Source organism: Paenibacillus litoralis, from assembly GCF_046244365.1.
Taxonomy (GTDB): domain Bacteria; phylum Bacillota; class Bacilli; order Paenibacillales; family NBRC-103111; genus Paenibacillus_V.
In genome coordinates this window covers 6686178-6712067 of the sequence record NZ_CP176395.1, presented here as the reverse complement: position 1 = coordinate 6712067, position 25890 = coordinate 6686178, and the positions used below count along the sequence as shown (strand labels likewise).

At 54.4% G+C, this 25890-nt stretch carries 21 protein-coding genes and 1 pseudogene; 14 read left to right on the top strand and 8 right to left on the bottom strand.

The features are described from left to right. The first annotated feature begins 2 nt into the window (after positions 1-2). From ACKGJP_RS28250 to ACKGJP_RS28230, 5 genes are all read left to right on the top strand, one after another. Positions 3-788 (top strand): ABC transporter permease, encoded by a 786-nt coding sequence (locus ACKGJP_RS28250; protein WP_409342114.1) that lies wholly within the window; start codon positions 3-5, stop codon positions 786-788. A 63-nt stretch (positions 789-851) separates the two neighbouring features. Next, positions 852-1907: an ABC transporter ATP-binding protein gene (locus ACKGJP_RS28245; protein WP_409342113.1), complete on the top strand. Its 1056-nt coding sequence runs from the start codon at positions 852-854 to the stop codon at positions 1905-1907. 18 nt (positions 1908-1925) lie between these two features. Continuing rightward, on the top strand, positions 1926-3638 hold the full coding sequence (locus ACKGJP_RS28240; RefSeq protein WP_409342112.1) for an adenine deaminase: 1713 nt from the start codon (positions 1926-1928) through the stop codon (positions 3636-3638). Then, positions 3625-4650: an asparaginase gene (locus ACKGJP_RS28235; protein WP_409342111.1), complete on the top strand. Its 1026-nt coding sequence runs from the start codon at positions 3625-3627 to the stop codon at positions 4648-4650. Before ACKGJP_RS28240 ends, ACKGJP_RS28235 begins: the two co-directional genes overlap by 14 nt. A 199-nt stretch (positions 4651-4849) precedes the next feature. Beyond that, the gene (locus ACKGJP_RS28230) at positions 4850-6172 is read left to right on the top strand and encodes a uracil/xanthine transporter (protein ID WP_409342110.1); all 1323 of its coding nucleotides are present in this window, start codon (positions 4850-4852) and stop codon (positions 6170-6172) included. A gap of 89 nt (positions 6173-6261) precedes the next feature. Here the strand turns inward: ACKGJP_RS28230 and ACKGJP_RS28225 are convergent. Continuing rightward, positions 6262-6600, bottom strand: a pseudogene (locus ACKGJP_RS28225) (ArsB/NhaD family transporter); the annotation flags it as partial. 228 nt (positions 6601-6828) lie between these two features. Here ACKGJP_RS28225 and ACKGJP_RS28220 point away from each other — a divergent pair. Together ACKGJP_RS28220 and ACKGJP_RS28215 are read left to right on the top strand one after the other, a co-directional pair. Next, positions 6829-7845, top strand: coding sequence for a CobW family GTP-binding protein (locus ACKGJP_RS28220; protein ID WP_409342109.1), 1017 nt, complete (start codon positions 6829-6831; stop codon positions 7843-7845). 819 nt (positions 7846-8664) lie between these two features. Then, complete coding sequence (locus ACKGJP_RS28215; protein WP_409342108.1) at positions 8665-9186, top strand: DoxX family membrane protein; 522 nt, start codon at positions 8665-8667, stop codon at positions 9184-9186. Positions 9187-9417: 231 nt separating this feature from the next. Here the strand turns inward: ACKGJP_RS28215 and ACKGJP_RS28210 are convergent, their stop codons facing one another. The 3 genes from ACKGJP_RS28210 to ACKGJP_RS28200 form a co-directional block, all read right to left on the bottom strand. Continuing rightward, the gene (locus ACKGJP_RS28210; RefSeq protein WP_409342107.1) at positions 9418-10572 is read right to left on the bottom strand and encodes an ABC transporter permease; all 1155 of its coding nucleotides are present in this window, start codon (positions 10570-10572) and stop codon (positions 9418-9420) included. 49 nt (positions 10573-10621) lie between these two features. Beyond that, complete coding sequence (locus ACKGJP_RS28205) at positions 10622-11542, bottom strand: ATP-binding cassette domain-containing protein (RefSeq protein WP_409342106.1); 921 nt, start codon at positions 11540-11542, stop codon at positions 10622-10624. Positions 11543-11843: 301 nt separating this feature from the next. After that, positions 11844-12458: a nitroreductase family protein gene (locus tag ACKGJP_RS28200; RefSeq protein ID WP_409342105.1), complete on the bottom strand. Its 615-nt coding sequence runs from the start codon at positions 12456-12458 to the stop codon at positions 11844-11846. 218 nt (positions 12459-12676) lie between these two features. Here ACKGJP_RS28200 and ACKGJP_RS28195 point away from each other — a divergent pair, with 218 nt between their 5' ends. Beyond that, positions 12677-12862 carry a hypothetical protein gene (locus ACKGJP_RS28195; protein WP_409342104.1) on the top strand — a complete coding sequence of 62 codons (186 nt, stop codon included), beginning with the start codon at positions 12677-12679 and terminating at the stop codon, positions 12860-12862. 159 nt (positions 12863-13021) lie between these two features. On the opposite strand, the gene ACKGJP_RS28190 is transcribed toward ACKGJP_RS28195, so the two are convergent. Continuing rightward, complete coding sequence (locus ACKGJP_RS28190) at positions 13022-13840, bottom strand: MBL fold metallo-hydrolase (RefSeq protein ID WP_409342103.1); 819 nt, start codon at positions 13838-13840, stop codon at positions 13022-13024. Between the two features lie 284 nt (positions 13841-14124). On the opposite strand from ACKGJP_RS28190, the gene ACKGJP_RS28185 reads away from it, so the two are divergent. The 5 genes from ACKGJP_RS28185 to ACKGJP_RS28165 are packed head-to-tail and all read left to right on the top strand — an operon-like array spanning position 14125 to position 20140. After that, the gene (locus ACKGJP_RS28185; RefSeq protein ID WP_409342102.1) at positions 14125-15663 is read left to right on the top strand and encodes a spore germination protein; all 1539 of its coding nucleotides are present in this window, start codon (positions 14125-14127) and stop codon (positions 15661-15663) included. Next, positions 15663-16763 carry an endospore germination permease gene (locus ACKGJP_RS28180; protein ID WP_409342101.1) on the top strand — a complete coding sequence of 367 codons (1101 nt, stop codon included), beginning with the start codon at positions 15663-15665 and terminating at the stop codon, positions 16761-16763. The genes ACKGJP_RS28185 and ACKGJP_RS28180 overlap by 1 nt, the downstream gene beginning before the upstream one ends. After that, positions 16760-17881, top strand: a complete 1122-nt coding sequence (locus ACKGJP_RS28175) for a Ger(x)C family spore germination protein (protein WP_409342100.1) — start codon at positions 16760-16762, stop codon at positions 17879-17881. Before ACKGJP_RS28180 ends, ACKGJP_RS28175 begins: the two co-directional genes overlap by 4 nt. Before the next feature lie 43 nt (positions 17882-17924). Then, on the top strand, positions 17925-19022 hold the full coding sequence (locus tag ACKGJP_RS28170) for an endospore germination permease (protein ID WP_409342099.1): 1098 nt from the start codon (positions 17925-17927) through the stop codon (positions 19020-19022). Then, a complete protein-coding gene (locus ACKGJP_RS28165) occupies positions 19019-20140 on the top strand; it encodes a Ger(x)C family spore germination protein (protein WP_409342098.1) in 1122 nt (373 codons plus the stop codon). Before ACKGJP_RS28170 ends, ACKGJP_RS28165 begins: the two co-directional genes overlap by 4 nt. Positions 20141-20176: 36 nt before the next feature. Here the strand turns inward: ACKGJP_RS28165 and ACKGJP_RS28160 are convergent, their stop codons facing one another. Beyond that, a complete protein-coding gene (locus ACKGJP_RS28160; RefSeq protein ID WP_409342097.1) occupies positions 20177-20515 on the bottom strand; it encodes a L,D-transpeptidase in 339 nt (112 codons plus the stop codon). 68 nt (positions 20516-20583) lie between these two features. Then, positions 20584-21498 (bottom strand): AraC family transcriptional regulator, encoded by a 915-nt coding sequence (locus tag ACKGJP_RS28155; protein ID WP_409342096.1) that lies wholly within the window; start codon positions 21496-21498, stop codon positions 20584-20586. Positions 21499-21632: 134 nt separating this feature from the next. Here ACKGJP_RS28155 and ACKGJP_RS28150 point away from each other — a divergent pair, with 134 nt between their 5' ends. After that, positions 21633-23519: a family 20 glycosylhydrolase gene (locus ACKGJP_RS28150; RefSeq protein ID WP_409342095.1), complete on the top strand. Its 1887-nt coding sequence runs from the start codon at positions 21633-21635 to the stop codon at positions 23517-23519. Between the two features lie 883 nt (positions 23520-24402). Here the strand turns inward: ACKGJP_RS28150 and ACKGJP_RS28145 are convergent. Continuing rightward, positions 24403-25830, bottom strand: coding sequence for an amino acid permease (locus ACKGJP_RS28145; protein ID WP_409342094.1), 1428 nt, complete (start codon positions 25828-25830; stop codon positions 24403-24405). Between the last annotated feature and the right edge of the window lie 60 nt (positions 25831-25890).

The window sequence follows — 25890 nt, the reverse complement described above, 5'->3', positions numbered from 1 at the left end:
CGATGAAGGAAAAACAAACGCTGCTCGGCTCGATTACGTTTGTCGTTTATTTATTTTTGCTGGCTCCTCTTGTCATCATTATCGGCGCTTCATTCGGACCCGATAACTATTTGGCCTTTCCGCCCAAGGGGTTCTCGCTCAAATGGTACGAAAACATTTTTCATGTGGAAATGTTCTGGAGTTCATTCAAGATCAGCATGCTGATCGCTTTCTTAGGCATAATCATCTCGTTTCTGTTCGGCGTACCCGCAGCGTATGCGCTTAGCCGTTACCAGTTTAAAGGAAAAAGCTTTTTCACGTCCTTTTTCATTTCCCCGATCATCATTCCGGGAATCGTGTTCGGCTACGGCTTGCTGAAATATCTCGTCATTACGTACCATATTCCGATTTTTCCGGGCGTTCTCATCGGGCATGTCGTCATCATGATTCCTTATGTGATCCGGGTTATTTCGTCCAGTCTGATGAATTTCGATTATTCCGTCGAAGAGGCGGCGATGAGTCTCGGGGCCAGCCGGCTCAAAACGTTTTTCGTCGTCGTGCTTCCGAATATCCGGTCCGGCATTATCGCGGGCATTTTGCTGGCGTTCCTGGAATCGTTCAACAACGTGGACGTCTCCGTATTCATGACGGGCCCGGGCGTCAGTACGCTGCCCATCAGCATGCTGAATTACGTGGAATATTATTTCGACCCGACGATTGCCGCCATTTCGGTGCTGCTTATGCTGATGACAGCCTTGCTGATCGCAGCGATCGAACGGACGCTCGGACTGCGTTTCTTTACGAAATAACGGTTGTCCGGCCCTTGTGAAAAGACGATGCCGCATCACCCTACTAAAGCTGGAGGTATGAATATGGCGCTGATCGAATTGAAAAACATTACGGTTGCCTACGACCAGAAAAACAATATTTTGCAAAACTTCAACCTGTCGATCGAAAAAGGCGAGTTCGTATCGCTGCTCGGCCCGAGCGGCTGCGGAAAAACGACGACGCTGCGGCTGATCGCCGGTTTCAACGAGGCGAAGGACGGACAATTTCTGTTCGACGGCCAAGACTATACGAAAGTGCCGGTTCACAAGCGGCAATTCGGCTTCGTCTTTCAAAGCCATGCGCTGTTTCCGCATCTTACGATTTTCGAGAATGTCGCCTTCGGTCTGAAGCTCCGGAAAACGGACGCGCAGGAAACGAAAAAGAAAGTGCTGGACATGCTGGAAGCGGTAAACTTGAAAGGCTTCGAGAAACGGTATCCTTCCCAACTGTCCGGCGGTCAGCGGCAGAGGGTGGCGATCGCGCGCAGCCTCGTTATCCGGCCCGATCTGCTTATGTTCGACGAGCCGCTCAGCAGCCTCGACGCCAACCTGAAGGTGCAGATGCGGATGGAAATTCGCCGTATCCAGAAGGAGCTCAAGGTGACGACCGTTTACGTTTCCCACGATCAGGAGGAATGCTTCTCGATCTCGGATAAGGTCGCCATCATGAACAAGGGCGTCATCGAGCAGCTCGATACGCCGCAAGTGATCTACAAGCAGCCGAAAACGGAATTCGTCGCACGCTTCGTCGGCTTCGAGAACATTATCGAGCTGGCGCTGTCCGCTACGGGCTCATCGCGCTACCAGGCTAAGGACGGCAGTCCGTTCACAATCGAAGGCACGGCGGATTCGAAGGGCGGAATCAAATGCGCCATCCGTCCCGACGATATCCGGATCGAATACGGAGACGGCGAGCAATCGGGGGAGAATGCCGCAAAAGGCAAAATCAAGGTAACGACCTATCTCGGACGCAAATACCAATATGTCGTCGATACGGCGATCGGCGAGTTTATCGTCAACAGCGATAATACCGTACCGTTCGAGCACGGCGACCGGGTCATGCTAAGCTTCCCCAAGGACAAGCTGGTAACCGTACTATAAGGAAACGAAGGGGATATCATGAAGGCGGATAAACTGATCGTCAACGTTAAGGTTTACAACAGCGCGCTGAAAACGTTCCGCGAAGGAAACGTCGCGATCGCCGGAGGCCGCTTTCTCTACATCGGGGACAAAGGGGCGGAAACGTTCGAGGCTGGCGAAGTAATCGACGGCCGGGGGCGCTTCATGATTCCCGGACTCATCGACATTCATCTTCACATCGAGAGCACGATGGTGACGCCGCGCACGTTCTCGCACGGGATTCTTCGCTGCGGGGTGACGTCGATCGTGGCGGATCCGCATGAGATGGCGAACGTGTTCGGCATCCGCGGCGTCCGCGAAATGATCGATGCGGGCCGCGATTGCACGGCGGATATTTTCTGGGGGATTCCGAGCTCGGTGCCCGCCACGCTTCTTGAAACGACGGGCGGCGCGATCGACGTGGCGGAAATCGACGAATTGCTGAAGGTCGATAACGTCATTTGCCTTGGCGAAGTGATGGATTACGCCGATATGGCGGCAAACCCGGACGGAAGAATGAACCGGATTTTGCGCCATGTTCGGACGCGTTATCCGCAGCTTATCATCGAAGGGCATTGCCCCAAAGTATCGGATGTCGAGCTGAACCGGTTCGTGTTCGCGGGCATCGACTCCGATCACACGCAGCAAACGGTCGAGGAATTCGAGGAGCGCATCAGCGCAGGCATGTTCATTGAGATCCAGGAGAAATCGATGTCGCCCGAGCTGATCGGCCATCTGATCGCGAACGACCGGAGCGAGCATTTTTGCTTCGTGACGGACGACGTCATGCCGGATACGTTCGTTGCGCACGGCCATTTGAATCATTTGGTGCGGAAAGCGATTCGGATGGGCATGCAGCCGGAGGCGGCGATATATGCCGCTACGATGACGCCGGCGAAGCGGATGAATCTGCAGGACCGCGGACGGATTGCGCCGAACCGGATCGCCGACTTCGTCCTGCTTGACGATCTTGCCGGATTTGCCGTCGGCGAAGTTTACAAGAACGGCAATAAGGTGTATGACGCCGGTGAGGCTTACGAAGAAAAGCCCGCCGGCCGTCAGTTCCCCGCCGATTTTTACGAGAGCGTCAAGCTGCCGAAGGTGGAGAAGGCCGATTTTACCGTCGCGGCGCCGCTCGTATCGGGTCAGGCGAACTGCCGGGTGATGCTGGTCGGGGACGGCTCGACGTTTACTAGGGAGCATGTGGAAGCGATTCCCGTAAACGACAGCGAGCTTATCTGGGAGCAAAGTCCGTACGCGCTTATCGCGATTATGGAACGCTACGGCAAGAACGGCAACCGCGCCTTCGGTTTGGTCGGAGGGGACGCGATCAAGCGGGGCGCCATAGCGACGACTTATGCCCACGACAATCATAACTTGCTCGTACTTGGCAGGAACAAAGCGGACATGGAGCTCGCCGCGAATACGATCATCGAAAGCCAGGGAGGCTATTGTGTGGTTGAGAACGGTGAGGTTCTGGAGTTTCTCCCGCTGCCGGTAGGCGGCATTCTCTCCGAAGCACCGCTGGACGAGCTGGCGGAAGCGACCGGCCGGCTGCGGAAAGCGATGGAGCGGCTCGGTTACCGGCACTACAACCCGATCATGTCGCTCAGTACGCTGTCCTTGCCGGTAAGTCCGGCGCTTAAAATTACCGACTTCGGCCTGATCCGGACGAAGGAAGGAAAGGTTGTCGATCTGTTTGAGCAGCAGTGAACGGCATCATGGCGAAACGCAAGCCCGTATTCCGCGGATTAAAGTGCTTGCCGTCGGCGGGACGATTGCGGGAAAAGGGAGCGACAGCGGCAGGACGACGCAGTACGACGCCGGCGTGATCGGCATCGACAGCTTGCTTGCCGAAGTTCCGCAAATCAAAGAGCTGGCGGACATCGGCTGGAAGCAAGTGGCCAACATGCCGAGCTTCGCCGCTACCGACGGGTTATGGCTGGAGCTCGCCGAACAAGTGAATACGGAATTGGAAGGCGGCGGCTGCGACGGCATCGTCATCACGCACGGGACCGATACGCTTGAGGAGACGGCCTATTTTCTCAACCTGACCGTCAAAAGCGATAAGCCTGTCGTCGTAACCGGCGCGATGCGGCCGGCAACGGCGATAAGCGCCGACGGCCCGCTAAATCTGTACAACGCGGTAGCCCTTGCGGCAAGCGAAGCGGCGGCCGGACAGGGCGTCATGATCATGCTGAACGACAAAATCGGCTCGGCCCGCGACATGTCGAAGCTCAATACGACGGCCGCGGATGCGTTCGGCGCACCCGATTTCGGCATGCTCGGGTACATGGTGGACGGCAAGCCCCGCTTTTATTACAAAAGCATGCGGGCGCATACGAAGGATAGCGGATTTCTGACGAGCGGTCTGCGCGAATTGCCCCGGGTCGACATCTTGTACGGCCACGGCAGCGGCAGCCGCGAGCTCGTCGATGCCGCAGCGGCTGCAGGCGCCAAAGGCATCGTTCACGCGGGCATGGGGAACGGCGGGATGTTTCCCGCCGTCCGCGAAGCGCTTGCGGATGCCGTCAAGCGGGGGATCGTCGTAGTCAGCGCTTCCCGTACGGGCAGCGGACTCGTAACGGCGAAACCCGCCGACCTGCAGGAAGGCTTCGTGACCGCCGACACCCTGAACCCGCAGAAGGCGCGCATTTTGCTGATGCTGGCGCTTACGCAAACGGCCGATACGGCGCGGGTTCAGCGTCTGTTCGATACGTACTGATGATACGGATCGCTGTGCGTCATGCCGGGAAACCGGATGGCAGGCAGCGGTCCGTACTTTGTGCTGCCTGAAAACGCCTATTCGCTTTCCGTCAGCTTCGGGTATCCGCGTGAAATCGGGCGCACTCCGCCGGAGCTGTTTTCTTCGCTATCGTTTCAATTCAAATATCGCGCCAATGACGACATAGGGAGGGAGCATCATGACAAAATTAACCTCCGCATCGTTCTGGCTGGCAGGCGTGCAGTGGTTTTTCTTTTTGTTCGCCAATACGATTATGGTGCCTTTGACGGTCGGAGCCGCCTTCGGTTTCTCGTCCGAGCTGACGGCTTCCGTCGTGAAGGTCACGTTCGTCGTTACCGGTGCGGCAAGCATTCTGCAAGCGCTCATCGGACACCGGTACGCGCTGATGGAAGGACCGGCAGGGCTATGGTGGGGGCTCATTCTGAGCTTGGCGGCTGCCGCCCCGTCGATGGGGATGAGTTTGGAGCAATTGGGAGGCGCGCTTACCGTCGGGATTCTTGCTTCCGGAGCCGCCACTTCGCTGCTGGGAGCGCTCGGCTTCGCCCGTGTGCTGAAAAAAGCGTTTACGCAGATCGTCATGTTCGTGTATTTATTTCTTCTATCTTGTCAATTGATTGCCGAGTTTTTCAGAGGGATGATCGGCTTGGAAGACGGCCGCATGAACCTCCCCGTAGCTGCCTTGTCCGGCGCCGTCGCTCTGCTGGTAGGTTGGATCGGCGTTACCGGAAGGGGAAAGCTCGCGAACTTTTCGATTTTGATCGGGATGACGGCCGGGTGGGCGGCATATCGCCTCCTCTTTCCGGGAGCGGTAGCGGAATCCGGAAGCGCCGGCGGCGGGTTCGTCTTCGAACTGTTTCCATGGGGGACGCCGCATTTCGAGCTCGGCATCATGATCGCCGCGATGCTTGCGGGATTGATCAACATGACCAACACGATCGCAGCGCTGAGCACGGCGGAGAAGTTGTATGACACCGTAAGCACGTCTTCGCAGTACAAGCGGGCCTTTCATTTGACGGGCTTTCATTCGGTGCTGGCCGGGCTGTTCGGCTTGGTGCCGTACGGTCCTTATACGTCGTCGATCGGTTTTCTCGAGAGCACCAAAATTTTGGACCGGTCGGCTCTTGTATTGGGTGGCGCCCTGTTTGTTACGCTCGGATTTGTCCCGGCATTCGGGGCGTTTTTCGCATCGATGCCGGTCAGCGTAGGGAATGCGGTGCTATTCGTCATTTATTTGCAGCTGTTCGGCTCGGCGTTCCGAAATTTGCAAGGGTTCACGTTCAATCCGAAAACCGTTTACCGGATTGCGGCGCCCGCTTTGCTTGGCATATCGATCCTGAATGTGCCGGCCGAAGCGTTTGCCGCTTTGCCCGGCATGATCCGTCCGATTGTCGGCAACGGACTTTTGATGGGCGTTTTGCTTGCAATCGTGCTTGAGCTAACGGTCGATTGGTCGAGGTATGAAGGGCGGCTGCCCGAAACCGGAGCTAGTGTAAAGAGATGATAAGGCGATAAGGACAAACAGACGAAAAGACATCTTCGCGGAAGGCGGAAATGTCTTTTCGTCTTGTGCGTGACCGCTAGAGAACTCGCTCAGCCGAACATGATCAGCGACAGATACAGTCCGGCCGCAGTGACGAGCAAGGTCGGGATCGTCAGGACCACGCCGATTCGGAAATAGTAGCCCCATGTGATGCGGACGCCTTTTTTGGCCAAAATATGTAGCCAGATCATCGTGGCGAGCGAGCCGATCGGCGTCATTTTGGGGCCCAGATCGCAGCCGATGACGTTGGCGTAAATAAGCGCTTCTCTGATCATGCCGGTTGCGCCCGAGCCGTCGATCGCGAGCGCGCCGACCATGACGGAGGGCAAATTGTTCATCACGGAGGAGAGAACGGCCGACAGGAAGCTCATTCCCACTGTAGAGGCGTAAGAAGCGGATCCGATAAGTTGTCATTCGTTGACATGGTAAGGAAGCGGCGGTATAGTAAATAATGTGTTTTTATCGTAAATATTACTTTTAATTTTCGGATGTTGTTTCGGGCCGCGGATTGGCCGATAATAGAGGGAAGCTTACGGTTGCAGAAAAGGAACGGCCTTCAGCACATAGTGGTAACCTTCTGGAAATTGAAAATAAGCAAGAGAAGAGAGTGGTTTTACATGAACAAACCGGTACCGGTTTTCGTTTTGTCCGGGTTTCTCGGCAGCGGAAAGACGACGCTTTTAACGAGGGCAATCGATCACTACAAGGCGCAGGGAAAGCTGCCCGCTGTTATTATGAATGAGCTGGGTGACGTCAACTTGGACGGATTGCTGGTGGATGTGCAGGTGCCCATGACGGAGATGCTTAGCGGCTGTATTTGCTGCACGGTACGCGGCGACCTCGGCATGACGATCATGTCGATGATCCAAGAGCAGCAGCCGGACGTCATCTTCATCGAATCGACGGGCGTCGCGAATCCGATCGAAACGCTGGAGGGAGTAACCGAAGCGTCTCTGCTCGCCCGTGCGGAGACGAAAGGCGTTGTGACCGTCGTTGATTGCCGTCACTTGCTTGAGCTCAGCCGCAAGGGAACGGGCAAGACGTTCCGGCTCATGCAGGATCAAGTCCGCTGCGCGTCGACGCTGTTGTTGAACAAGACGGATCTCGTTTCGGCGGACGAGCTGGCGGAAATCGAGCGGCTGATCCGCGACTGGAACGAGTATGCCGAGGTGATGCATACGGTCAAATGCGAGGCGGATATGCGTCTGTTCGACGAGGCGGAGCGGGGAAACGGCAGACTCCCGGACCATGCCGGTCATGGCGGTATCCCCAGCCAAGACGCGTACGAATGCGGCGTCAACTGCCGCCACGATCACGAACACGAACACGGCGAAGGCCGCGCGCAGCACCATCACTCGCACGAGCATGTGATGGTCTACACTCATTATTTGAGCGGGCCGGTCGACAGCGAGAAGTTCGAGCAGTTTATAGCCGGGCTGCCGGCAAGCGTCTACCGCGGTAAAGGCGTGCTAACATTTGCGGATACGGGGAACAGCCGCTTTTTGTTCCAGTATGCGTACCGGGAAGCCGATTTTATGAAAATAACGCCGCAGGGCGACGTCCAGGACGTCGTCGTCCTGATCGGCGAGCATATGCCGAAAGAGCAGTTGCGCGAGGCTCTGGATAACCTGTAACTTGCACCAAAAAGGAGCTGCCCCAACGTCATGCTAATGACGGAGGGGCAGCTTTAATTATGTAATGTGCCTTGGTTTGTCTCATTTCCGTTAATGGTGTATGAAGATGAGCGGCACAAGGTGAAGGAACTGATTCCCCTTTCGGTTTACGATTTTTCTCCCTCTGCAGCTCTCCGGAATTAGGGACCTGGCCGATCTCACCTCCATTCGTTCACCAAAGTAGTGAGTATAGCTGCGTTTGTTCCTCACAAAGGTACGCAGCAGGGGGAGAAGCCAAGGTATGTTTCAGCAAATTATGACCTTGGTTCACAGCAAAATAAGTGAAGAAATGCTCCTTATGGAGAAGCAGTAGGCTTAGAAGCCGCGATACGGTTTTCGGCAAACACAATCGGGCAAAAGCTTCTTATGGAGAAGCAGGAGGCTAGAAACCAAGGTACGCAACAGTAAAATAATGAAGTTAGATTCACTAACAGTGAACCTAACTTCATTATTTGCTGCTCCTTATCGGATTTTTGAAGGAATAGTGAACCGGAGAGGACTATTTGGCCGTGAGGTTCACAAATAGTGAAGCCAGGCTCACTATGTCCCCGTCAAGCCTTTTTCCAACAAAAATAATGAACTTAGGTTCATTATTAGTGAACCCTGGTTCACTATCCCTCAAACTGGGCAGCACAAGATGAGATTGTTTGCATAAGCGAACAAGTCACGAAATCCGCTCATTTTCCGCCGAACCTGTGACGATTGTCACAACGCCGACCCGCGCATCGGTGTAGGATGAAGGCATAAGGAAAACATTAGCAAACAGGGAGCGTGACCGGCATGGTGATGAAATGGATCCGCGAAAATGTGTATGCTTCGGCAATCTTAGCGATAGCGAGACTGTATCTGGGGTGGAAGTGGCTGGATGCGGGCTGGCACAAAATTACAGGGGACGGCTTCGACGCTTCGGGCTTTCTGAAGAAAGCGATCGAGAAGCCGATCGTCGACAGCGGTACGAAGGAATTGGTATACCCGACGTTTACTAAGTTTATCGATAATTTCGCTTTGCCGAACGTGAAGCTGATCAATGTGCTTATCCCATGGGGCGAGTTTCTTATCGGGCTCGGATTGATTCTCGGCGTACTGACGACGGCGGCTGCGTTCTTCGGTCTTCTGCTTAACTTTATGTTTATGCTGGCCGGTACCGTCTCGACGAATCCTTGGCTGATGCTCTTCGGCTTCGTCATCCTGATTGCCGGCGCGAATGCCGGACGGTTCGGCGGAGACCGCTTCGTTCTCCCTTATGTGCGCAAATGGCTGAAGCTTGACCGCATCGGCGGCGGTACCGATATAAAAGGATAGCCGGCAGGTACAAGAAACGAAAAGAGCCTTCCTACGCCCTCGGGCGATAGGAAAGGCTCTTTCTTTAAAATATAAGAATTTATAGGTTTCACACGATAAGCGCTTATATTTCACCGGTAAATGCACGGCGTCATAAGACGCCGGCAGGCGTTTATCCTTGTGTACTGCGCGCACCTCCCAGCGAGCGGAGGAGGGCTACATGTCCGCCGTCAACCGCACGGCGCCAGCGTACTACCCTTGCGTAGCCGTTTGAATGAACTTCTTGAAGCGTAGGCTCGCAATGGCGAGGCCGAGCAATCCGTAGCCGATCAGCACAGCGACGGTCGGCAAAATATCGGAGAGATGCGCGCCGCGGACCATGATGTCTTGAAAGGAATGCTGCGCCCAGTACTGCGGCGTGATTTTGCCGATCAGCTGCATGAAGTCGGGCATAAAATCGTACGGGAACCAAAGACCGCCGAGTACGGCGCCACCCATCGTCAAAATTTGCGTAAAAGCAAGACCTTGATTCTCGCTCTTGACGAGCATGGTCAGCATCAAGCCGATGCCGGTCGCGCAAATCGCCAGGCAGATGACGACGGCTGCGATCGATGCCAGGTCGCCGAGCTCCACATCGTAAACGAGCTTGCCGAAGCCGAGCAGGACGGCGCACTGGATCAGAACCACGATGATGTTCGGCACCCACATGCCGATCAAATAGGTGACCGGCTTCATCGGTGTGCTGCGCAGTCTTGCGACCATACCGGATTCGCGGTCTTTAATGAAGTTGCGAACCATCGTGATGATGATGAAAAAGACGAACATAACGGTGTAGCCCGGAATGTATTGCGTTAAAGCGTTCGTTGTCGTCGCGTTTTCTTTGATTTCATTGATGGTAATCGGAGACTGCATCGTTTCTTTGACTTGCGTATCGTTCATGCCTACCGATTTGAGGACGCCTTGCAGCTTCATTTCGCCGGATTTGGCGGCGAAGCTGTCGAGCAGCGCGCGAATAGGAGCCACAGCCGTATCGGCCGCCGAGTCCCGGTACAGATCGAACGTTCCTTGCTGCTTGCCGCCCGACTGAACGCTCGCGCCGAATCCCTTGGGAAACACGAGCAGGGAGGTCATTTTGCCGGATTTGATTTTGGCGAGCTGGTCGTCGAGGGAGAGCGAAGCGTCGATTTTCATCTCGAAGCCCTTGATTTCGGACAGCTGGGCGATCATTTGCTGCGATTGCGGCGATTGATCGGCGTCGTAATAGTTGATCGTAAACGTATCTTTTGCGTTGCTGAAGATGGAAGAGAAGAGGACGATGAATAGAATCGGAAGGCCGATCAGCCAGAAAAACGTACCTTTTTCTTTCAGCAATTGCTTCAGTTCCTTGCGGATTATCGTAGAAATCATAGGATTAATTCTCCTTTGTCGATGGTATTTCGGTCGGGATCGCCGTAAACTAGTCGCGAAGCGTCGTGCCAGTCAGCTTGAGGAACACGCTCTCGAGAGACGGCCGCAATATTTCCAGCGCCTTGACCGTCAGACCCCGTTCCGCGAGAGTCCGGCTCGCTTCGGCCATCGTTTGCAATACGTCGCCGCATTCATATACCCAGCCTTTGCCTTCCGCGTACGTCTTGCCGACACCCGGAAGCGCCGGGGCTTGCGTCAGTCCTTCGGCCTCCATATAGATCGCTTTGGTCGCATACGTCGCCAGCAGCTGATCCAGGCTGCCCTGTACGATGACTTTGCCGTGATCGATGATGGCGATATCGTCGCAGAGTGCCTCGACTTCTTCCATGTAGTGGGTCGAATAGATCATGGATACGCCCGATGCTTTAAGCTCCCGTATCATTTCGAAAATATGGTTGCGCGACTGCGGGTCGATGCCGACCGTAGGCTCGTCGAGTATGACCAGCTTCGGCTTGTGCAGCAGTGCGGCCGCTATGTTGATGCGCCGCTTCATGCCGCCCGAGAACGTGCCGATCGCATCCCCGGCGCGCTCGGTCAGCCCGACTTGCTCGAGCACGTCGTGTATGCGCGTCTTCAGCTCTTTGCCGCGGACGCCGTACATTTCCCCGAAGAACGTCAGGTTGTCGCGTGCGCTCAGCTTCTCGAACAGGGTGATATCCTGCGGCACGTAGCCGACCTGGCGGCGAATCGCGTCCGCTTCTTTGCGTATGTCCTTGCCGAACACGCTCGTCGTTCCTTCATTCGATTCGATGATGCTTGTGATGATTTTCATCGTCGTCGATTTCCCGGCTCCATTCGGTCCAAGCAGCCCGAAGCAGCTTCCTGCGTTCACCGAGAAAGATACGCCGTGGAGGGCCGTATGATCCCCGTATCGTTTCACCAGTTGATTGACTTCCAGCACTTTGCTCATCGATTGATTCCTCCTAAATATATACCCGGTTGCCGTGTCTGATTTCCCTGCGAATCTCGGGAGAACTTCGTTGGGATGACTTGCCAAACTCGTTTATCCTTGTGAACCTATCTTACCTGAGGATCGCTTCGGGCAAAGGTAGATATCGTCATGATCTACATATGACAAAAGTCATGCTGGATATATACGGAAGCTGACGTCCGTCATTCCATGCCCAAAAAAGCCGCTCCCTGGAACACAGGAACGGCTTGCGCAAAAAAAAGGACCGCATCCCTATAGGATACGGTCCTGCCGGATAGAATTAGAATCCGTTAAAAGTCGTAACTTCTGCAACCGAGTGGCGGAACTTTTGCGGACGCGTTTCTTCCAGCTCTTTGCCGATCGTTACGATCAGAACCGGGAACAGGTTAGCCGGAATGTTGAACGCTTCGCGAACGGCATCCGGGCTGAAGCCGGTCATCGGGCAAGTGCCGAAGCCGTTGTCTTTAGCCGCAAGCATCAGGGTCATGGCTGCGAAGGACGAGGCGCGGATCGCTTCTTCGCGCTGCGTGCTCTCATTGCCGTAGGCGCCGTGCAGCGTATTGATCAGGTTGTCTTTATACGCTTCGGGCAAATATCCTTTGGCCGACAAATCGTCGGCGATAAGACCGGCTTTCTTGTAAGCGTCGAGATCTCCGAGAACGACGACGGCTGCCGACGCATCCTCGATTTTTTGCTGATTGAACGCCGCTTGCTTGAGCGCAAGCTTACGGTCTTTATCCGTCACGGCAAGGAAATGCCAGTGCTGCAGATTATAGGCGGAAGGAGCGGATGTAGCGGCTTTAAGGATCGCCTCAAGCTGCTCGCGGCTGATTTCGCCGGCAGGGTCAAAATTATTAACGGAAATGCGTGCTTCCAACAATTGTTGCAATTCCATGATGGTCTCATCCCTTCCCAATCGTATGTTTTATGCGTTTTTGTTTGTTACTAACTTTTCGTAACTATATTACACTAGACGTCTATCCTTTGTCAACAAAAGCGCTGCATGGAATCCGTACGGATGATTAAATCTCAAGCAAGCTGCCCATACTAGATGCTGACGCAAGAGGGCAGAAGCTTACTTAACCAACGGACAATCCGCAAAAAGGAGAAACTATGTCAGTTCCATACGACTATACCGATCTTCACCACCGCCAAGACTTAATCGACGAACTTATCCATTTGGAAGCCAAAATGACGGAATCGCTCGGATATCCGGTAAATTTGATCGCCTACAGCAAGAAAAGTCATGAGGGCGGGGACGTACCGGATTCCAATTGCCGCGCCGGAATGGACGACTAACGCCAAAAACTCGCCTGTCACGATTAATCGTGGCCGGCGAGTTTTTTATGTAAGGAGGCAATGGTTAGCGCTGTTTCCCGGAAACGTACGCCATATCCGCGGTTGCGGTATCCCGGAGGAATTGCGGGGACCGTTCGTTCGTGAATGCTCCTGTAAGGTTTAGAATCGGACAGTCAACCCGTCGTATGCGACGCGAATGCCGTTAGGCTCGAATAGCTTCACCCAGTCTTCGTGCAGCAGACCGGAGTTGTGGGTGAAATGCGTTACGTACAAAAGGCTGTCCGGCGTTATGATTCGTTCCTTGAGGAATTCGCCTTGAACCTCCAGAATCGTTTCCGCACTCATGTGACCGCGCTGACGGCTGTTTCCCGTGAGGCCGTGCGTACAGTCCAGTATCGCCATGTCGATCCTCTTCCCCTTAAGCCATGCCCACGTGTCGTCCGGGAGCCAGCCCGTATCATTGCCGTAAAACAAAGTCTGTCCGTCTTTCTCGACGAAGTAGAGCAGGCATGTTTCCATAGGGTCGTGATCCGCCCGAAGCGGGGTGACGGTTGCGTTCCCGATCGAAACCGGATGGAAAGGCTTCATGTGCCGGAAGTCGAACCGCGGGCCCTCGAACCGTTCCAATGCCTGCCTGGCATGATACATCACAAGATCGTTGCCGTAAATGTTCAAGGGGTGCTCGATTCCGTGTGCGAAGCCTTCGATGCGGCTAATTAAATCTTTGGGATAAAAATGATCGTAGTGGGTGTGCGTGACAAGTAAATGCTCGATTCGTCCCAAATCGACTTGATCGCGCAAAGCCTGCATCTGCGAATCTGCGGAATAGTCGAACTTCCACACATCGTCTACGATTACTGAAGCCCTCGTGCGAATGTTTTTGCCGCCAAGCTTCTTCGCATGCAGACACGCCTCGCAACGGCAGAATACGTTCGGAAACCCTTCGGCCGCCGCCGTTCCCAGAAAATGTACCTTCATCGATCCCTCACACTCCTATGCGTAATGACGAGCCTACTTTTTCATATACCTTTCGAGACGGGATTTGTAAATAGTCAAGTGATCTTTCACCGCATTTTTTCGAGCGTGACGACGTATTTGTTCCAGTGGCAGATGCGCCATCTGCCATTTCGGCAAACCTATGCGTTTCTTTACATAAGGGTAAAAACGGCCGCAATGCATAACTTTTCCTTCCCAATTGCATCCTAACTCGGTAGGGCGGCATTTCGCCAGAAAACGAGGTCCGGACAGAGGAGGGGATGAACGTGGGATTATGGCGCAGCTTGCTCAAAGGTCAAAAGAAGCAGCCGGTTCGCCAAACTGCCGGCTATCATGGTGACCGTCCCATTAGCGATACGCTGGCGGACAATATCGAGGTACTGCATAAACAGTTCAGCCATAGCCCCGATCTTATCTTGAGGCGATTGACGATTGCCCAGTCGGGCAGTGAAGCGGTGCTCGCTTTTTTTGATGGGCTTACGGATAAAAATGCTATCAATAACGATGTGATCAGACCCTTGCAGAGTGGAACTCACGGAGGGGATCCGGAAGGCGACTTGCCGGTTACGGTCGGCCACATCCGTAGAGAGAGCAGCTGGTCACAGCTCGAAACGGTCATTTTAACGGGCTGCAGCGTCTTGTTTATCGACGGCAGCCATGAAGCGTATATATTCGATACGCACGGCTGGCCGCAGCGGGCTATCGAAGATCCGCAGATCGAATCGTCCTTGAAGGGAGCCCATCAGGGATTCGTCGAAACGGCAAGCATGAACATTGCCTTGATTAGACGGTACATTCCGAACCGGGAGCTCAAAATTAAGGAGATGTTCGTCGGACAGAGAGGGAAGACGAGTATCACAATTTTATATCTTGGAGACGTCGCCAGTCCGGAGCTGCTGCAGGAGCTGACGGATCGTATCGGAAGGCTGAATCTCGATTCCATCATCAATACCGGCGAGCTGGTCGAATATATCGAAGACAATGCGTATTCTCCCTTTCCGCAATTCGTCTTGACGGAACGGCCGGATGCGGCGGCGTCGCAAATTTTGCAGGGCAGATACGTGCTGGTGGTCGACCGCTCGCCAAGCGTTCTGATCGGACCGGTCAGCTTCATGGCCTTCTTCCAGAGTGTAGACGACTACAGCACTCGCTGGCTGGTCGCTACGTTTATCCGGCTGCTTCGGTTATTGGGATTTATTATCGCCATTTTTTTGCCGGCGGTTTATATTTCCGTCATTTCCTTCAATTACGAGGTCATTCCGCTGAAATTGCTTCTGTCGATAGGCGAATCGCGAGAGCGGGTCCCCTTCCCGCCGATCGTCGAAGCGCTGCTTATGGAGGTAACGCTCGAGATGCTGCGGGAAGCGGGGGTTCGTCTTCCCGCTCCGATCGGTCAGACGGTCGGCATCGTCGGCGGTATCGTCATCGGTCAGGCGGCGGTGCAAGCGGGGATCGTCAGCAATATCATGGTCATCGTCGTAGCGTTCACGGCGATCGCTTCGTTCATCATACCGAATTACGACATGGCGGCCGCGATTCGTTTGCTGCGGTTCCCGATGATGCTGATCTCGTATATGTTCGGTATCGTCGGCATCGTAATCGGGCTGATGACGCTCATCGGCCATTTGATCGCGCTGGAGTCGCTCGGCATGCCATACGGCATTCCATTCGCGCCGGTCCGGTTTGCCGATTGGAAGGATACGGTCGTTCGTCTCCCGCTGTGGAGAATGATAAAGCGGCCGCATGGCACCAAAGCGATCCAATCGCGAAGAAAAGGGACAAGCGGGCCGGAGGGCGACGGCTGATGAACAACCGTTCAGCGCAAAAGATTAGCTTTTTGCAATTCGCTTGCTTGATTCACGGCCTTCAGGTCGGCATCGGCCAGCTGTCGCTCCCGAGGGAGCTGGCGATGAAGGGCGGATCGTCCAGCTGGCTGGCTTTATTTATCGGTTACGCGATTTCCGTTGCGGCTAGCCTGCTGATCATTCGCGTCATGCGCAGAAGACCGGACGGTACGTTGATCGACCTGCTCGAGCACTATTTCGGCAAATGGATCGGAAAGCTCGGCGCGGCGGTATATGCCGTTTACTATTGCTTGTTCGCCTACGAGATCATGTTCAGTGCGACACAAATCATCAAAAGCTGGCTGATTCAAAGAACCCCTCTGTATATGCTGATTGTTTTATTGGCGATCCCGAGTTTTATCATCGTTTCGAAAGGCATGCAGGCGATGAGCCGATACGCCGAGCTCGTTTTTTACATGTTTATCCCGCTGTCCGCTTTCCTGCTGATGCCGTTAAGCGACAGCAATCCGCTGCACCTGCTGCCGCTGTTCAAGGACGGCTGGGGACCGGTGCTTCATTCGGTCCGGGCGACCGTGTTGTCGTTTGCCGGCTTCGAAATCGCGTTTTTCGCGTATCCGTATTTGAAAAATAAAAAGTCGGCGGCGCTCGGCGTCGTCCTCGGGAATACGTTTTCCTTGATCGTGTATCTCGTCATTACGTTGACATGTTTCTTGTATTTCAGTCCAGATGAAATCATCGAGTACAATCAGCCGGCACTTAACCTGCTCAAGGTGATCGAATTCCGCTTCGTGGAACGATTGGATATCGTCTTCTTGGCCGTTTACATGTTCATGATCTCTACATCGTGGATCCCCGACATGTTCGTTATTGCGTACTGTGGGAACAAGCTGTTTTCGCGGATTGATCCGAAGACGTATTTGGCGCTGCTGATCGGCTCGCTGGTTGCGACGGCCGCCATTCTGGATCCTTCCTTCATGCTGGTGGAAAAGTGGATGAAGGCGGCAAGCTCCTTCGCATTGTTCGGCGCTTTCGGGGTGCCGGTGCTGCTGGCTGCGTACTTCTTCGTGTACGATCGGATTCAAGGGAGGAGAAGCGGATGATACGCGTTAAAGCGTTATGCCTCTTTTTGCTGTTTGCCGCGCTTATCCTGTTGACTGTTGGTTGCGGGGATAGGCGAGACCTGGAAGATTTGACGATCGCCCTTGTCCTTGGTATCGATCTCGACAGCGAGGGCAAGCTGGTTATTTACGAATCCAGCCCGGTGTTCAACAAGAACGCCAAAGACAAGGAGGAAGAAATCGGCTACAGGGCGACGACGTTTCGCGAAGCGAGAGAGAAGTTCGATTCGAGCGTAACTGCGCTCACCGTTTACGGGAAGACGGAGGTCATTCTGGTCGGCAAAAAATTGTTGGAGCAGAAGGGGTGGACCAAGCTTCTCGATCATTTCTACCGCGACTCGCAAACAAACGTCACCGCAAGGATCGTTGCCGTGGACGGGCCCGTTTCGGATATCATTCAATACATGAAGCCGGACAAGCCCCGCCTGCCGACCTTCCTGTCCAAACTGATCGATACGGGTAACCGGAGACAACTGACGGTGAATACGACGCTGCAAGAACTGCGCCGGCAAATGACGGACAAGGCGGTAACCCCCGCCATCTCGCAAATCAGGAAGGATGGCGACGTCGAGCTGTTAGGAACGGCGCTGCTTGACGAGCAAGGGAAGTTCGCGGCCGACGTGAGTTTTCAGGACAGTGCGCTGCTGCAAATTTTGCGGAAGCAAAAGGGGGATATTTCGCTCGCGCTGAAGGTTCCCGCCGGTCAGAAGAAAGACCTCTTCGATCGAAACCAGCTCACGCTCGCCGTCTATAACCCTTCCGTTAAAGTGACGACGGATTACCGGAACGGACGCTTTCATTTCGACATGAAAGTCCGGGTGACCGTTCGAATATTGGAGAAACTGTTTCCTTTCGATGTCAGGAAAGAGCAGGAGAAACTGGAGCAAATGATCGAGGAACAGCTGCGGTTGAAATTTCAAGAGCTCATCGAAAAGATCCAGCGTTACCGTATCGATCCGCTCGGCCTGGGCTCATACGCCCGCGCGTACCGTTACCCGGAATGGAAGCAAGTGCAGAATCGCTGGGGCGCTGCGCTTGCTCAAGCGGATATTCAAGTCGAGGTAAAGGCGAAGATCAAATACATGGGTGCTGTCAAATGACGGCAGGAGCGGGCTGGCTCACCGTTTCGGGAGGTGGCAGATCATGAATTTCAAGCGGCATGAAATCACGCTGATGCAATATATTTTTATCATCCATGGTTCGCAGGTCGGCATCGGCATTCTGCAAATGCCCCGTATGCTGGCGGAGAAGGCCGGCACGGACGGCTGGATTGCGATTGGTGTCAGCTGGCTGCTATCGATGGCGGTAAGTCTGCTCATTGTGCAAATAATGGCGATGTATCCCCAAGGCACGATTATCGATTTGCTGGATCGCGTCTTCGGCAAATGGGCGGCGAAAACGGGAGCGCTCGTCATCGCCGCCGCTTTCGCTTTTGCTACGATGACGGTTATGTTCCGCGCCATCTTGTTCATCAAAGCGTTTATATTGCCGCGTACCGCCGATTACATGCTCTTCCTGCTGTTTGCGATTCCCACCTACCTTATTTTAAGCAAAGGCGTTCGCGTGTTGGGCAGATACTCGGAGCTCGTCTTTCTCATCTTGATCTGGATGCCTTTCTTCTATTTGTTCGCCTTTCCGGATTTTCATTGGCTCTACCTGCTTCCCGTATTGAAGGAAGGCTGGATGCCTGTGTTGAAAGCCGTCCCCGATACGGTCACTTCCTTCGACGGTTTCGAGATTGCTTTTTTCCTATATCCGTTTCTCCGGAAAAAAGAGTCCGCATCCGCCGGCATCGTGATTGCGAACACCCTTACGATGCTAGTTTATATGGGCATCACAGTCATCTGCTTCGTCTTTTTCAGCCCGGAAGGAATACTCGATACGAACGAACCGACACTTACTATTTTGAAAGTTATCGAATTCCATTTTCTCGAACGTTTGGAGCTCATCTTCCTAGCCTTCTATTTGTTCGTGGTCTCCACGACATGGATGCCTTTCCTGTTCTGGAGCGCCACTGCCGCAAACCGGCTGTTCGGCATTACCCATTCGAACAGAACGCTGATCGTTCTGCTGCTTGCGATGTTCGTTATCCTGCTGTTCCATCGTCCGTATTTCAATGAAAACGACCGCTGGCAAGAGCTGTATAGCCGGTTCATCATTGGGTTTGCCTATGTGTTCCCGGTCTGCTTGTGGGGATATTTGCGCATCCGCCAAATGATTCTCGGGAGGAGACCTTCATGAAGCGGTTAAGCGCATGGTTCGTTGCGGCCATGATTGTCCTCCTGATCCCCGGAAGTCCAGACCGATTGATTTTGGAAGACATTTCGCTAGGGCTTGTGTTCGGAATCGATGTGGATGAGAGCAATGAGCTGGTCTTCTATTTCTCGAGCCCGGTATTTGGCAAAGAGGCCCGGAAAAAGAATGAAGAGTACGAAGCGACGGGGAGCTCGTTGCGTCAGGTCAGAATGAAATTCGATTCGCTGAATCATACCTTGGTGGTCGGCGGGAAATATCAAGTTTGTCTGCTCGGAAAGCGGGTGTTGGAGCACGAGGATTGGTTTACGCTGTTCGATGTGCTGTACCGCGACGCCAAATTCGCCGTCAACACGAGAATTGTGGCCGTTGACGGTCCGGTCGAGGATATCGTATATACGTTTCGGAAAGACAAGCCGCCGGTTCCGTTGCATCTCTCCAAGCTGATCGATACCGCAGACAGACGCAACCTCACGACGAAAACGACCCTGCAGCAGCTGCACAGGCAAATGTACGAGAGAGGGATTACTCCGTTTTTTACTTTTCTCGGCAAGAGGCAGCAGATTGAAGTAAAGGGGACGGCGCTGCTGAACCAGAAGGGGAAGTTCATGACGGAGGTGAATCCGGAGGAAAATAAGCTGCTGCGTATCATGCAGCGAATCAATCATAAAGAGATGACCTTGACGATGGATATCCCGGGACAAGGGAAAGAGAAAGGGGTCCCTATCCAAACGGACAAGCTCACGATCGTTACCGATAAGGTTCGGACAAAAATCAGATGCGGCTACGAAGGCGGCAAATTCCGGTTTGCCGTCGATGTCCAATTATCGGGAGGGTTAAGCGAGCGGCTATTTCCTTTCGATGTTCTTAAGCGCGGAGAAGAGCTGGAGCGTATGATTGCCGAGCAGCTTGAGAAACAGTTTACCAGTATTCTCGGCAAATTAAAGAAGGCGGAAATCGATCCGGTCGGCTTCGGCTTGTATGCGAGAGCCTATCAATATGAAGCTTGGAAGGGCGTACAGAACGAATGGGGGAAGGCGTTCGCCCAATCGGATACCGACGTTGCCGTTCATGTGCGAATACGAAGCATGGGATCCATCAGATAATGCGCAAGGACACTCTCGGCGAGTGTCCTTGCGGCGCTAAGGCCGAATCGTCACCCTGGTGCCGATCGGGACGAGCTTGGACAATTCCAGCACATCGCGGTTCTGCATGCGAATGCAGCCGTGGGAGACTAGCTTCCCGATGGACGAAGGATCATTCGTTCCGTGGATTCCGTAATGCGGCCTCGACAATCCCATCCAGAACGCCCCGAACGGTCCGCCCGGATCAGGGGCTTTATTGATGATCGTATATTCGCCCGTAGGCGTCTGCGTAACCATCCTTCCGATGCCGACCGGATACGATTTGACGATCATATGGTCGTCGATCAAGTACAGATGACGATCCGACAGGTCTACGATGATTCTGTAGTCCGGCATTCCTATCACCTCTGTTTACAGCCTATGTGGAGAGGCGGGGAAATGCTCCCCTCTTTCATTCGCCGGCTCTATTCGGTTGAAACGTGTTCCATTGAGAAGTTGCCGCTGCGTTGGTTAGGGAGTTCGGTGCGGTATGCGGCTGCGGTCATGCCGGTAAACTTCCTGAACAGGCGGGAGAAGTAAGCATGATCCTCGTACCCGAGCATGTGCGCGATTTCCTTGATTTGCAGCGGCGTCAACCGCAGAAGCTTCTTGGCCTCGGCGATTTTGAGCCGGTTTACGTATTCGTTCAGCGCGTAGCCGGTATTTTGCCTGACGATTCTGCGCAAGGTGGATCTAGACACATGGTTGCGTTCCTGCACCTGCCGCTCGTCCCACGGCTGGTACAGGCTGTTGGCGATATCCTCCAGCACCCGCAGGACGAACTCGGGTTTTCGGGTCGGCCTGCCGCTAGCTTTAAAGCCGGCGCCGGCAATCGAGAAATCGTATACAAGCGATTCCAGCAGCAGCGCGGCGCGGTCGGCATTGTCCGGGATGCCGCTCTCGAGATAGTCGCCGATCGTTTCGATTTTGCGGACCCACGTACTGTCCACCCCGATCCGGCACACGCTGCCCGGTTCCAAAATCCGGTTGTCAAGCCACTCTTGAACCCGGCCTCCGTCGAAGATGACGTAGTACTCGTCCCAGCCTTCGCCCTCCTCCGGTCCGTACCGGAACGTAGTCCCCGGCCATTCCCAGAACAAGCTGCCCGTCTCCAGCTTTTGCGCAGGACCGTCTCCGGCCTGGTAGAAGCCTGTTCCCCTCACGATGTAAGTGAACGCCCAGTGCCGGTGAGGCGTGACTTTGTTCCGCAGCGTTCTTCCGGGAAGGTGCCCGAACTGGGACACGGTCAAGCCCTTGATCCGCAGCAGCGCGCGATCGACCTTCAGCTCCTCGATGCGAATCGGGAGCGGACTGACCATATAGTCCAATAACTTGGTCATGGCAAGCATACCCTCCGTTCGTTCCGCCTGTTAATGTAAGGGGTGTAATTGATCTTATTTTACCAGATGAATGTGGAGAGCGGCAGGGGAACGACCCGTGACGCGAATGAAATCGACCGAGGGGAGCGGGACATATGAAGCTGTATTTTACCGGAGATACGGAAGGGTTGGAGCAAGGAGCCGCGATTGTGGCGGAGGAGCTCGGCATCGAGCTCGGGGAGAGCGGACGGCAGGTTCGCGTTCTGCGCGGTGCGCCGGATAAGCTTGAGGTTAGCGGAGTCGGCAGCGAATTCCGTATCGTATACGGCGAGAAGGCGCATTTTTTCCGGGCGTTCGGTTTGTTGGCTGAAGCGGCGCGCGAGAACGGCGCGTTCCGGATCGAAGAAACGGCGCAATTCGCGACGAACGGCCCGATGTTCGACGTATCGCAGGGCAATGCGGTTATGAAGGTGGACACGGTCAAGCTGTTTATGCGCAAAATGGCGCTCATGGGCATGAACATGATCATGCTGTATACGGAGGATAGCTATGACGTTGCCGAGCAGCCGTATTTCGGCTATATGCGGGGACGGTATTCGCAAGCGGAGCTGAAGGAGCTTGACGACTATGCGGATCATCTCGGCATCGAAATGATTCCGTGCATCCAGACGCTCAGCCATTTGCGGGATGTCTTGAAATGGAAAGCCTTCGCCGACCTGAAGGACGACGAGGAAACGATGCTGGTCGGCTTCGAGCGAACCTACGAATTCATCGAGCAGATGATAACCGCCGCGATGGCGCCGGTCCGTACGAAGCGCATTCATATCGGGCTGGACGAAGCCTGGAAGCTGGGGCTTGGCCGTTACCTGGAGCAGAACGGGTACCGCACCAAGTTCGAGATCATGAACCAGCATGTGAAGCGGGTTTTGGCGATCACCGAAAAGCATGGGCTGAAGCCGATGATGTGGAGCGACATGTACTTCCGCGCGGGCTCCCGAACGGGCGGTTATTACGATAAGGCGTGCGTGATCCCGGACGAGGTCATTCAAGATATGCCGAAGGGCGTCCAGCAGGTGTACTGGGACTACTATCATTACGACGAGGCGTTCTACGAGGAGTGGATCGAGCGGCATGAACGGTTCGGCTCCAAGCCGGTGTTCGCCGGCGGCATTTGGAACTGGAAAGGGTTCTGCCTCAACTACGGCGCGACCTTCGCTTCGACGGAAGCCGCACTCAACGTATGCAAACGTAAGGGCGTCACGGAAATTATCGCTACGCTCTGGGGCGACGACGGCACGGAGTGCGATTGGCACGCGGCCATGCTCGGCCTGCAGCTGTTCGCGGAGCACGGATACGCGGAGAAGCTGGACGAGGCGAAGCTGAAGCGCCGGTTCGAGTTTTGCACGGGAGCGCGGTACGACGACTTCATGAACATCAAGTATGTGGACGAGACGCCGGGCATTTCGCCGGGGAACCTCGAAACGTACAACACTTCGCGCTACCTGCTGTGGCAGAACGTGATGGCCGGCCTATTCGATCGGAACGTTCGCGGGCTCGGCATGTCCGAACACTACGCCAAATGGGCGCAGGAAATGAAAACGTACGCCGGCCGGAACGGCGGGCTCAGCTTCGTCTTCGAGCTGTACCACAAGCTGTGCGCGGTGCTTAGCATGAAGGCGGATATGGGCAATCGCATCGCCGACGCGTACAAAGCGGGGGACAACGGCCTGCTGTCCGCCATTGCGAAGAGGGAGCTGCCGGAGCTGTATGCCAGGGTGCGCTCGCTGCGCGAGTATCACCGCATATGCTGGCATCGGGCGAATAAGGCGTTCGGCTGGGACGTCATGGACGTCCGTTACGGCGGCCTGCTGATGAGCATCGATACGGCGGCCGAGCGAATCGGCGATTTCACGGCGGGCCGCTTGGACCGGCTGGAGGAGCTCGAGGAGGAGCGTTTGCCGTTCAACGGCAAGGACGGACTCGTGGATTGCTACTTTTATCATTACATGCCGTCGGCGAGCCGGGTGGCGCAGCATTTTTAATACAAACGGCGGACTAAACAGAGGAGCAAACAGAAGACCAAACAGCGGACCAAACAGAGGACTAAACAGAGGACTAAACAGAGGACTAAACAGAGGACTAAACAGAGGACCAAACAGAGGACCAAACAGAGGACCAAACAGAGGACCAAACAGAGGACTAAACAGAGGACTAAACAGAGGACCAAACAGAGGACCAAACAGAGGACCAAACAGAGGACCAAACAGAGGACTAAACAGAGGACTAAACAGAGGACTAAACAGAGGACTAAACAGAGGACTAAACAGAGGACTAAACAGAGGACTAAACAGAGGACTAAACAGAGGACTAAACAGAGGACTCTAAACAGAGGAGCAACAGAGGAGCAAACAGAGGACCAAACAGAGGAGCAAACAGAGGAGCAAACAGAGGACCAAACAGAGGACCAAACAGAGGACTAAACAGCGGTTTCTAAACAGGGGCCGAACAGCCGTCTAAGCAAAGCCACGGCAAACTGAGGATGTCATGACAGGATAGTGAACCAAAGTTCACTATTACTGAACCTAAGTTCACTATCCGGACTCCAAAACATGCCCCCATGCGAAATAGTGAAGTAAACTTCACTATTAGTGAACCTTACGGCCAAATAGTCCCGTTTGGTTCACTATCTGCTCGAATAAGGGGGAATGGAGTAATTTTAGTGAATGTAGGTTCACTAATAGTGAACTCAGATTCATTAAACGATCAGATGGAGATCGTAGTGAAGCCGTGAAGTACAGCTTCCCTGCAAAGGAAACGATGGCCGATGGACCTCCCAGCAATTTTCGAAATAAGGTCGAGCAAGCATCGTATGCTGCTCAACCTTTTTTTGCTTATCAACCGGGCACATAGCCTGTCCCTCTTCAATCAGCCGGCAGACCCGTCAGGCTGCCGCATCGGCGCGACCGCTTTGACGAGCGCGCTGTTTCTGTAGCCGTAGCCGAAATAGATGGCGAGCCCGATCACCAGCCATACGCCGAACGCGATCCAGGTGGAGAGAGGGAGCTGCATGATCAGAAATCCGCAGAAAAGAACGCTTAGCAGCGGAATCCACGGGACGAGCGGCACCTTGAAGCTGCGCTGCAAATCCGGCTCGGACTTTCGCAGGACGATGATCCCGACGGATACGACCGCGAATGCGAACAACGTCCCCATGTTGGTCAGTTGAGCCAAGACGTTCAAGGGCAGCACGCCGGCGAGAAAGGCGACCATCCCTCCCGTTAGCCACGTATTGAAGACGGGGGTTTTGGTTTTGGGATGAACCGATGACAAGGCTTTCGGCAAAAACCCGTCGCGGCTGATCGCGTAGAAAAGCCGGGTTTGACCATACAGCAAGACGAGCAACACCGTCGTAATACCCGCGATGGCTCCAAGCGAAATAAAGCCGGCAACCCAATCCTGTTCGATAAACTGGAGAGCGAAAGCGACCGGGTTAGACACGCCGAGCTGCCCGTAAGGCACGATGCCCGTCAAAATGAGCGATACGATAATATACAGCACGGTGCATACGGCGAGCGAGGCGATTATGCCTATAGGCATGTTTCGCTTCGGATTTTTGACTTCTTCCGCAGCCGTTGAAACCGCATCGAACCCGATAAAGGCGAAAAACACGGTGGCCGCTCCCGACGTGATGCCGGAAAAGCCGAAAGGCATGAACGGAGACCAGTTTTCCGGTTTGACGTACCAGACGCCGACGCCGATAAACAGCAAAATAACGACGATTTTGATGATGACGAGGATCGTATTGAATCTCGCCGATTTTTTGGCGCCGCGCGTCAGCAGCAAGGTGATGACCAGCACGATCAGCACGGACGGAAGGTCCACGAACGTCCCTTTATCCGGGCTATACGCTCCGCTTAGCGCAGTAGGCAGATGAATGCCGAAGCCGGACAACAGTCCTTGAAAATAACCGGACCAGCCGCTGGCAACCGCCGACGAGGCAATACCGTACTCCAAAAGCAAATCCCAGCCCAATATCCATGCGAATAGCTCGCCGAAGGTGGCATAGCTGTACGTATAGACGCTGCCGGATACCGGGACGGTCGACGCGAACTCCGCGTAGCAAAGCGCGGCAAAGGCGCAAACGAGTCCCGCCATCATGAATGAAAGCACGAGTGCGGGCCCGGCATGGTCGGCGGCGGCTACGCCCGTCAGCACGAATACGCCCGTACCGACAATCGCGCCGATGCCGAGCATGGTCAGATCGAAAGCGCCCAGCTCTTTTTTTAACGAAGCCCCTTTGGTTTCCGACTGGGCGATAAGCGATGCGATCGTTTTTTTGCGAAAAAGATTCATGAGAATTCCCGCTTTCTCCGATGTTTCTCCGATTGTAAGCGTATTCCCTTCGAAAACTAC

Excerpts from the sequence above, each read along its gene's own strand:
- ACKGJP_RS28245 (WP_409342113.1), top strand. The coding sequence starts at position 852 with ATGGCGCTGATCGAATTGAAAAACATTACGGTTGCCTACGACCAGAAA.
- ACKGJP_RS28195 (WP_409342104.1), top strand. The coding sequence starts at position 12,677 with ATGTCAGTTCCATACGACTATACCGATCTTCACCACCGCCAAGACTTA.
- ACKGJP_RS28155 (WP_409342096.1), bottom strand. The coding sequence starts at position 21,498 with ATGACCAAGTTATTGGACTATATGGTCAGTCCGCTCCCGATTCGCATC.
- ACKGJP_RS28200 (WP_409342105.1), bottom strand. The coding sequence starts at position 12,458 with ATGGAATTGCAACAATTGTTGGAAGCACGCATTTCCGTTAATAATTTT.
- ACKGJP_RS28215 (WP_409342108.1), top strand. The coding sequence starts at position 8,665 with ATGGTGATGAAATGGATCCGCGAAAATGTGTATGCTTCGGCAATCTTA.
- ACKGJP_RS28145 (WP_409342094.1), bottom strand. The coding sequence starts at position 25,830 with ATGAATCTTTTTCGCAAAAAAACGATCGCATCGCTTATCGCCCAGTCG.
- ACKGJP_RS28240 (WP_409342112.1), top strand. The coding sequence starts at position 1,926 with ATGAAGGCGGATAAACTGATCGTCAACGTTAAGGTTTACAACAGCGCG.
- ACKGJP_RS28175 (WP_409342100.1), top strand. The coding sequence starts at position 16,760 with ATGATACGCGTTAAAGCGTTATGCCTCTTTTTGCTGTTTGCCGCGCTT.
- ACKGJP_RS28210 (WP_409342107.1), bottom strand. The coding sequence starts at position 10,572 with ATGATTTCTACGATAATCCGCAAGGAACTGAAGCAATTGCTGAAAGAA.
- ACKGJP_RS28170 (WP_409342099.1), top strand. The coding sequence starts at position 17,925 with ATGAATTTCAAGCGGCATGAAATCACGCTGATGCAATATATTTTTATC.
- ACKGJP_RS28205 (WP_409342106.1), bottom strand. The coding sequence starts at position 11,542 with ATGAGCAAAGTGCTGGAAGTCAATCAACTGGTGAAACGATACGGGGAT.
- ACKGJP_RS28165 (WP_409342098.1), top strand. The coding sequence starts at position 19,019 with ATGAAGCGGTTAAGCGCATGGTTCGTTGCGGCCATGATTGTCCTCCTG.
- ACKGJP_RS28230 (WP_409342110.1), top strand. The coding sequence starts at position 4,850 with ATGACAAAATTAACCTCCGCATCGTTCTGGCTGGCAGGCGTGCAGTGG.
- ACKGJP_RS28250 (WP_409342114.1), top strand. The coding sequence starts at position 3 with ATGAAGGAAAAACAAACGCTGCTCGGCTCGATTACGTTTGTCGTTTAT.
- ACKGJP_RS28180 (WP_409342101.1), top strand. The coding sequence starts at position 15,663 with ATGAACAACCGTTCAGCGCAAAAGATTAGCTTTTTGCAATTCGCTTGC.
- ACKGJP_RS28150 (WP_409342095.1), top strand. The coding sequence starts at position 21,633 with ATGAAGCTGTATTTTACCGGAGATACGGAAGGGTTGGAGCAAGGAGCC.
- ACKGJP_RS28190 (WP_409342103.1), bottom strand. The coding sequence starts at position 13,840 with ATGAAGGTACATTTTCTGGGAACGGCGGCGGCCGAAGGGTTTCCGAAC.
- ACKGJP_RS28160 (WP_409342097.1), bottom strand. The coding sequence starts at position 20,515 with ATGCCGGACTACAGAATCATCGTAGACCTGTCGGATCGTCATCTGTAC.
- ACKGJP_RS28220 (WP_409342109.1), top strand. The coding sequence starts at position 6,829 with ATGAACAAACCGGTACCGGTTTTCGTTTTGTCCGGGTTTCTCGGCAGC.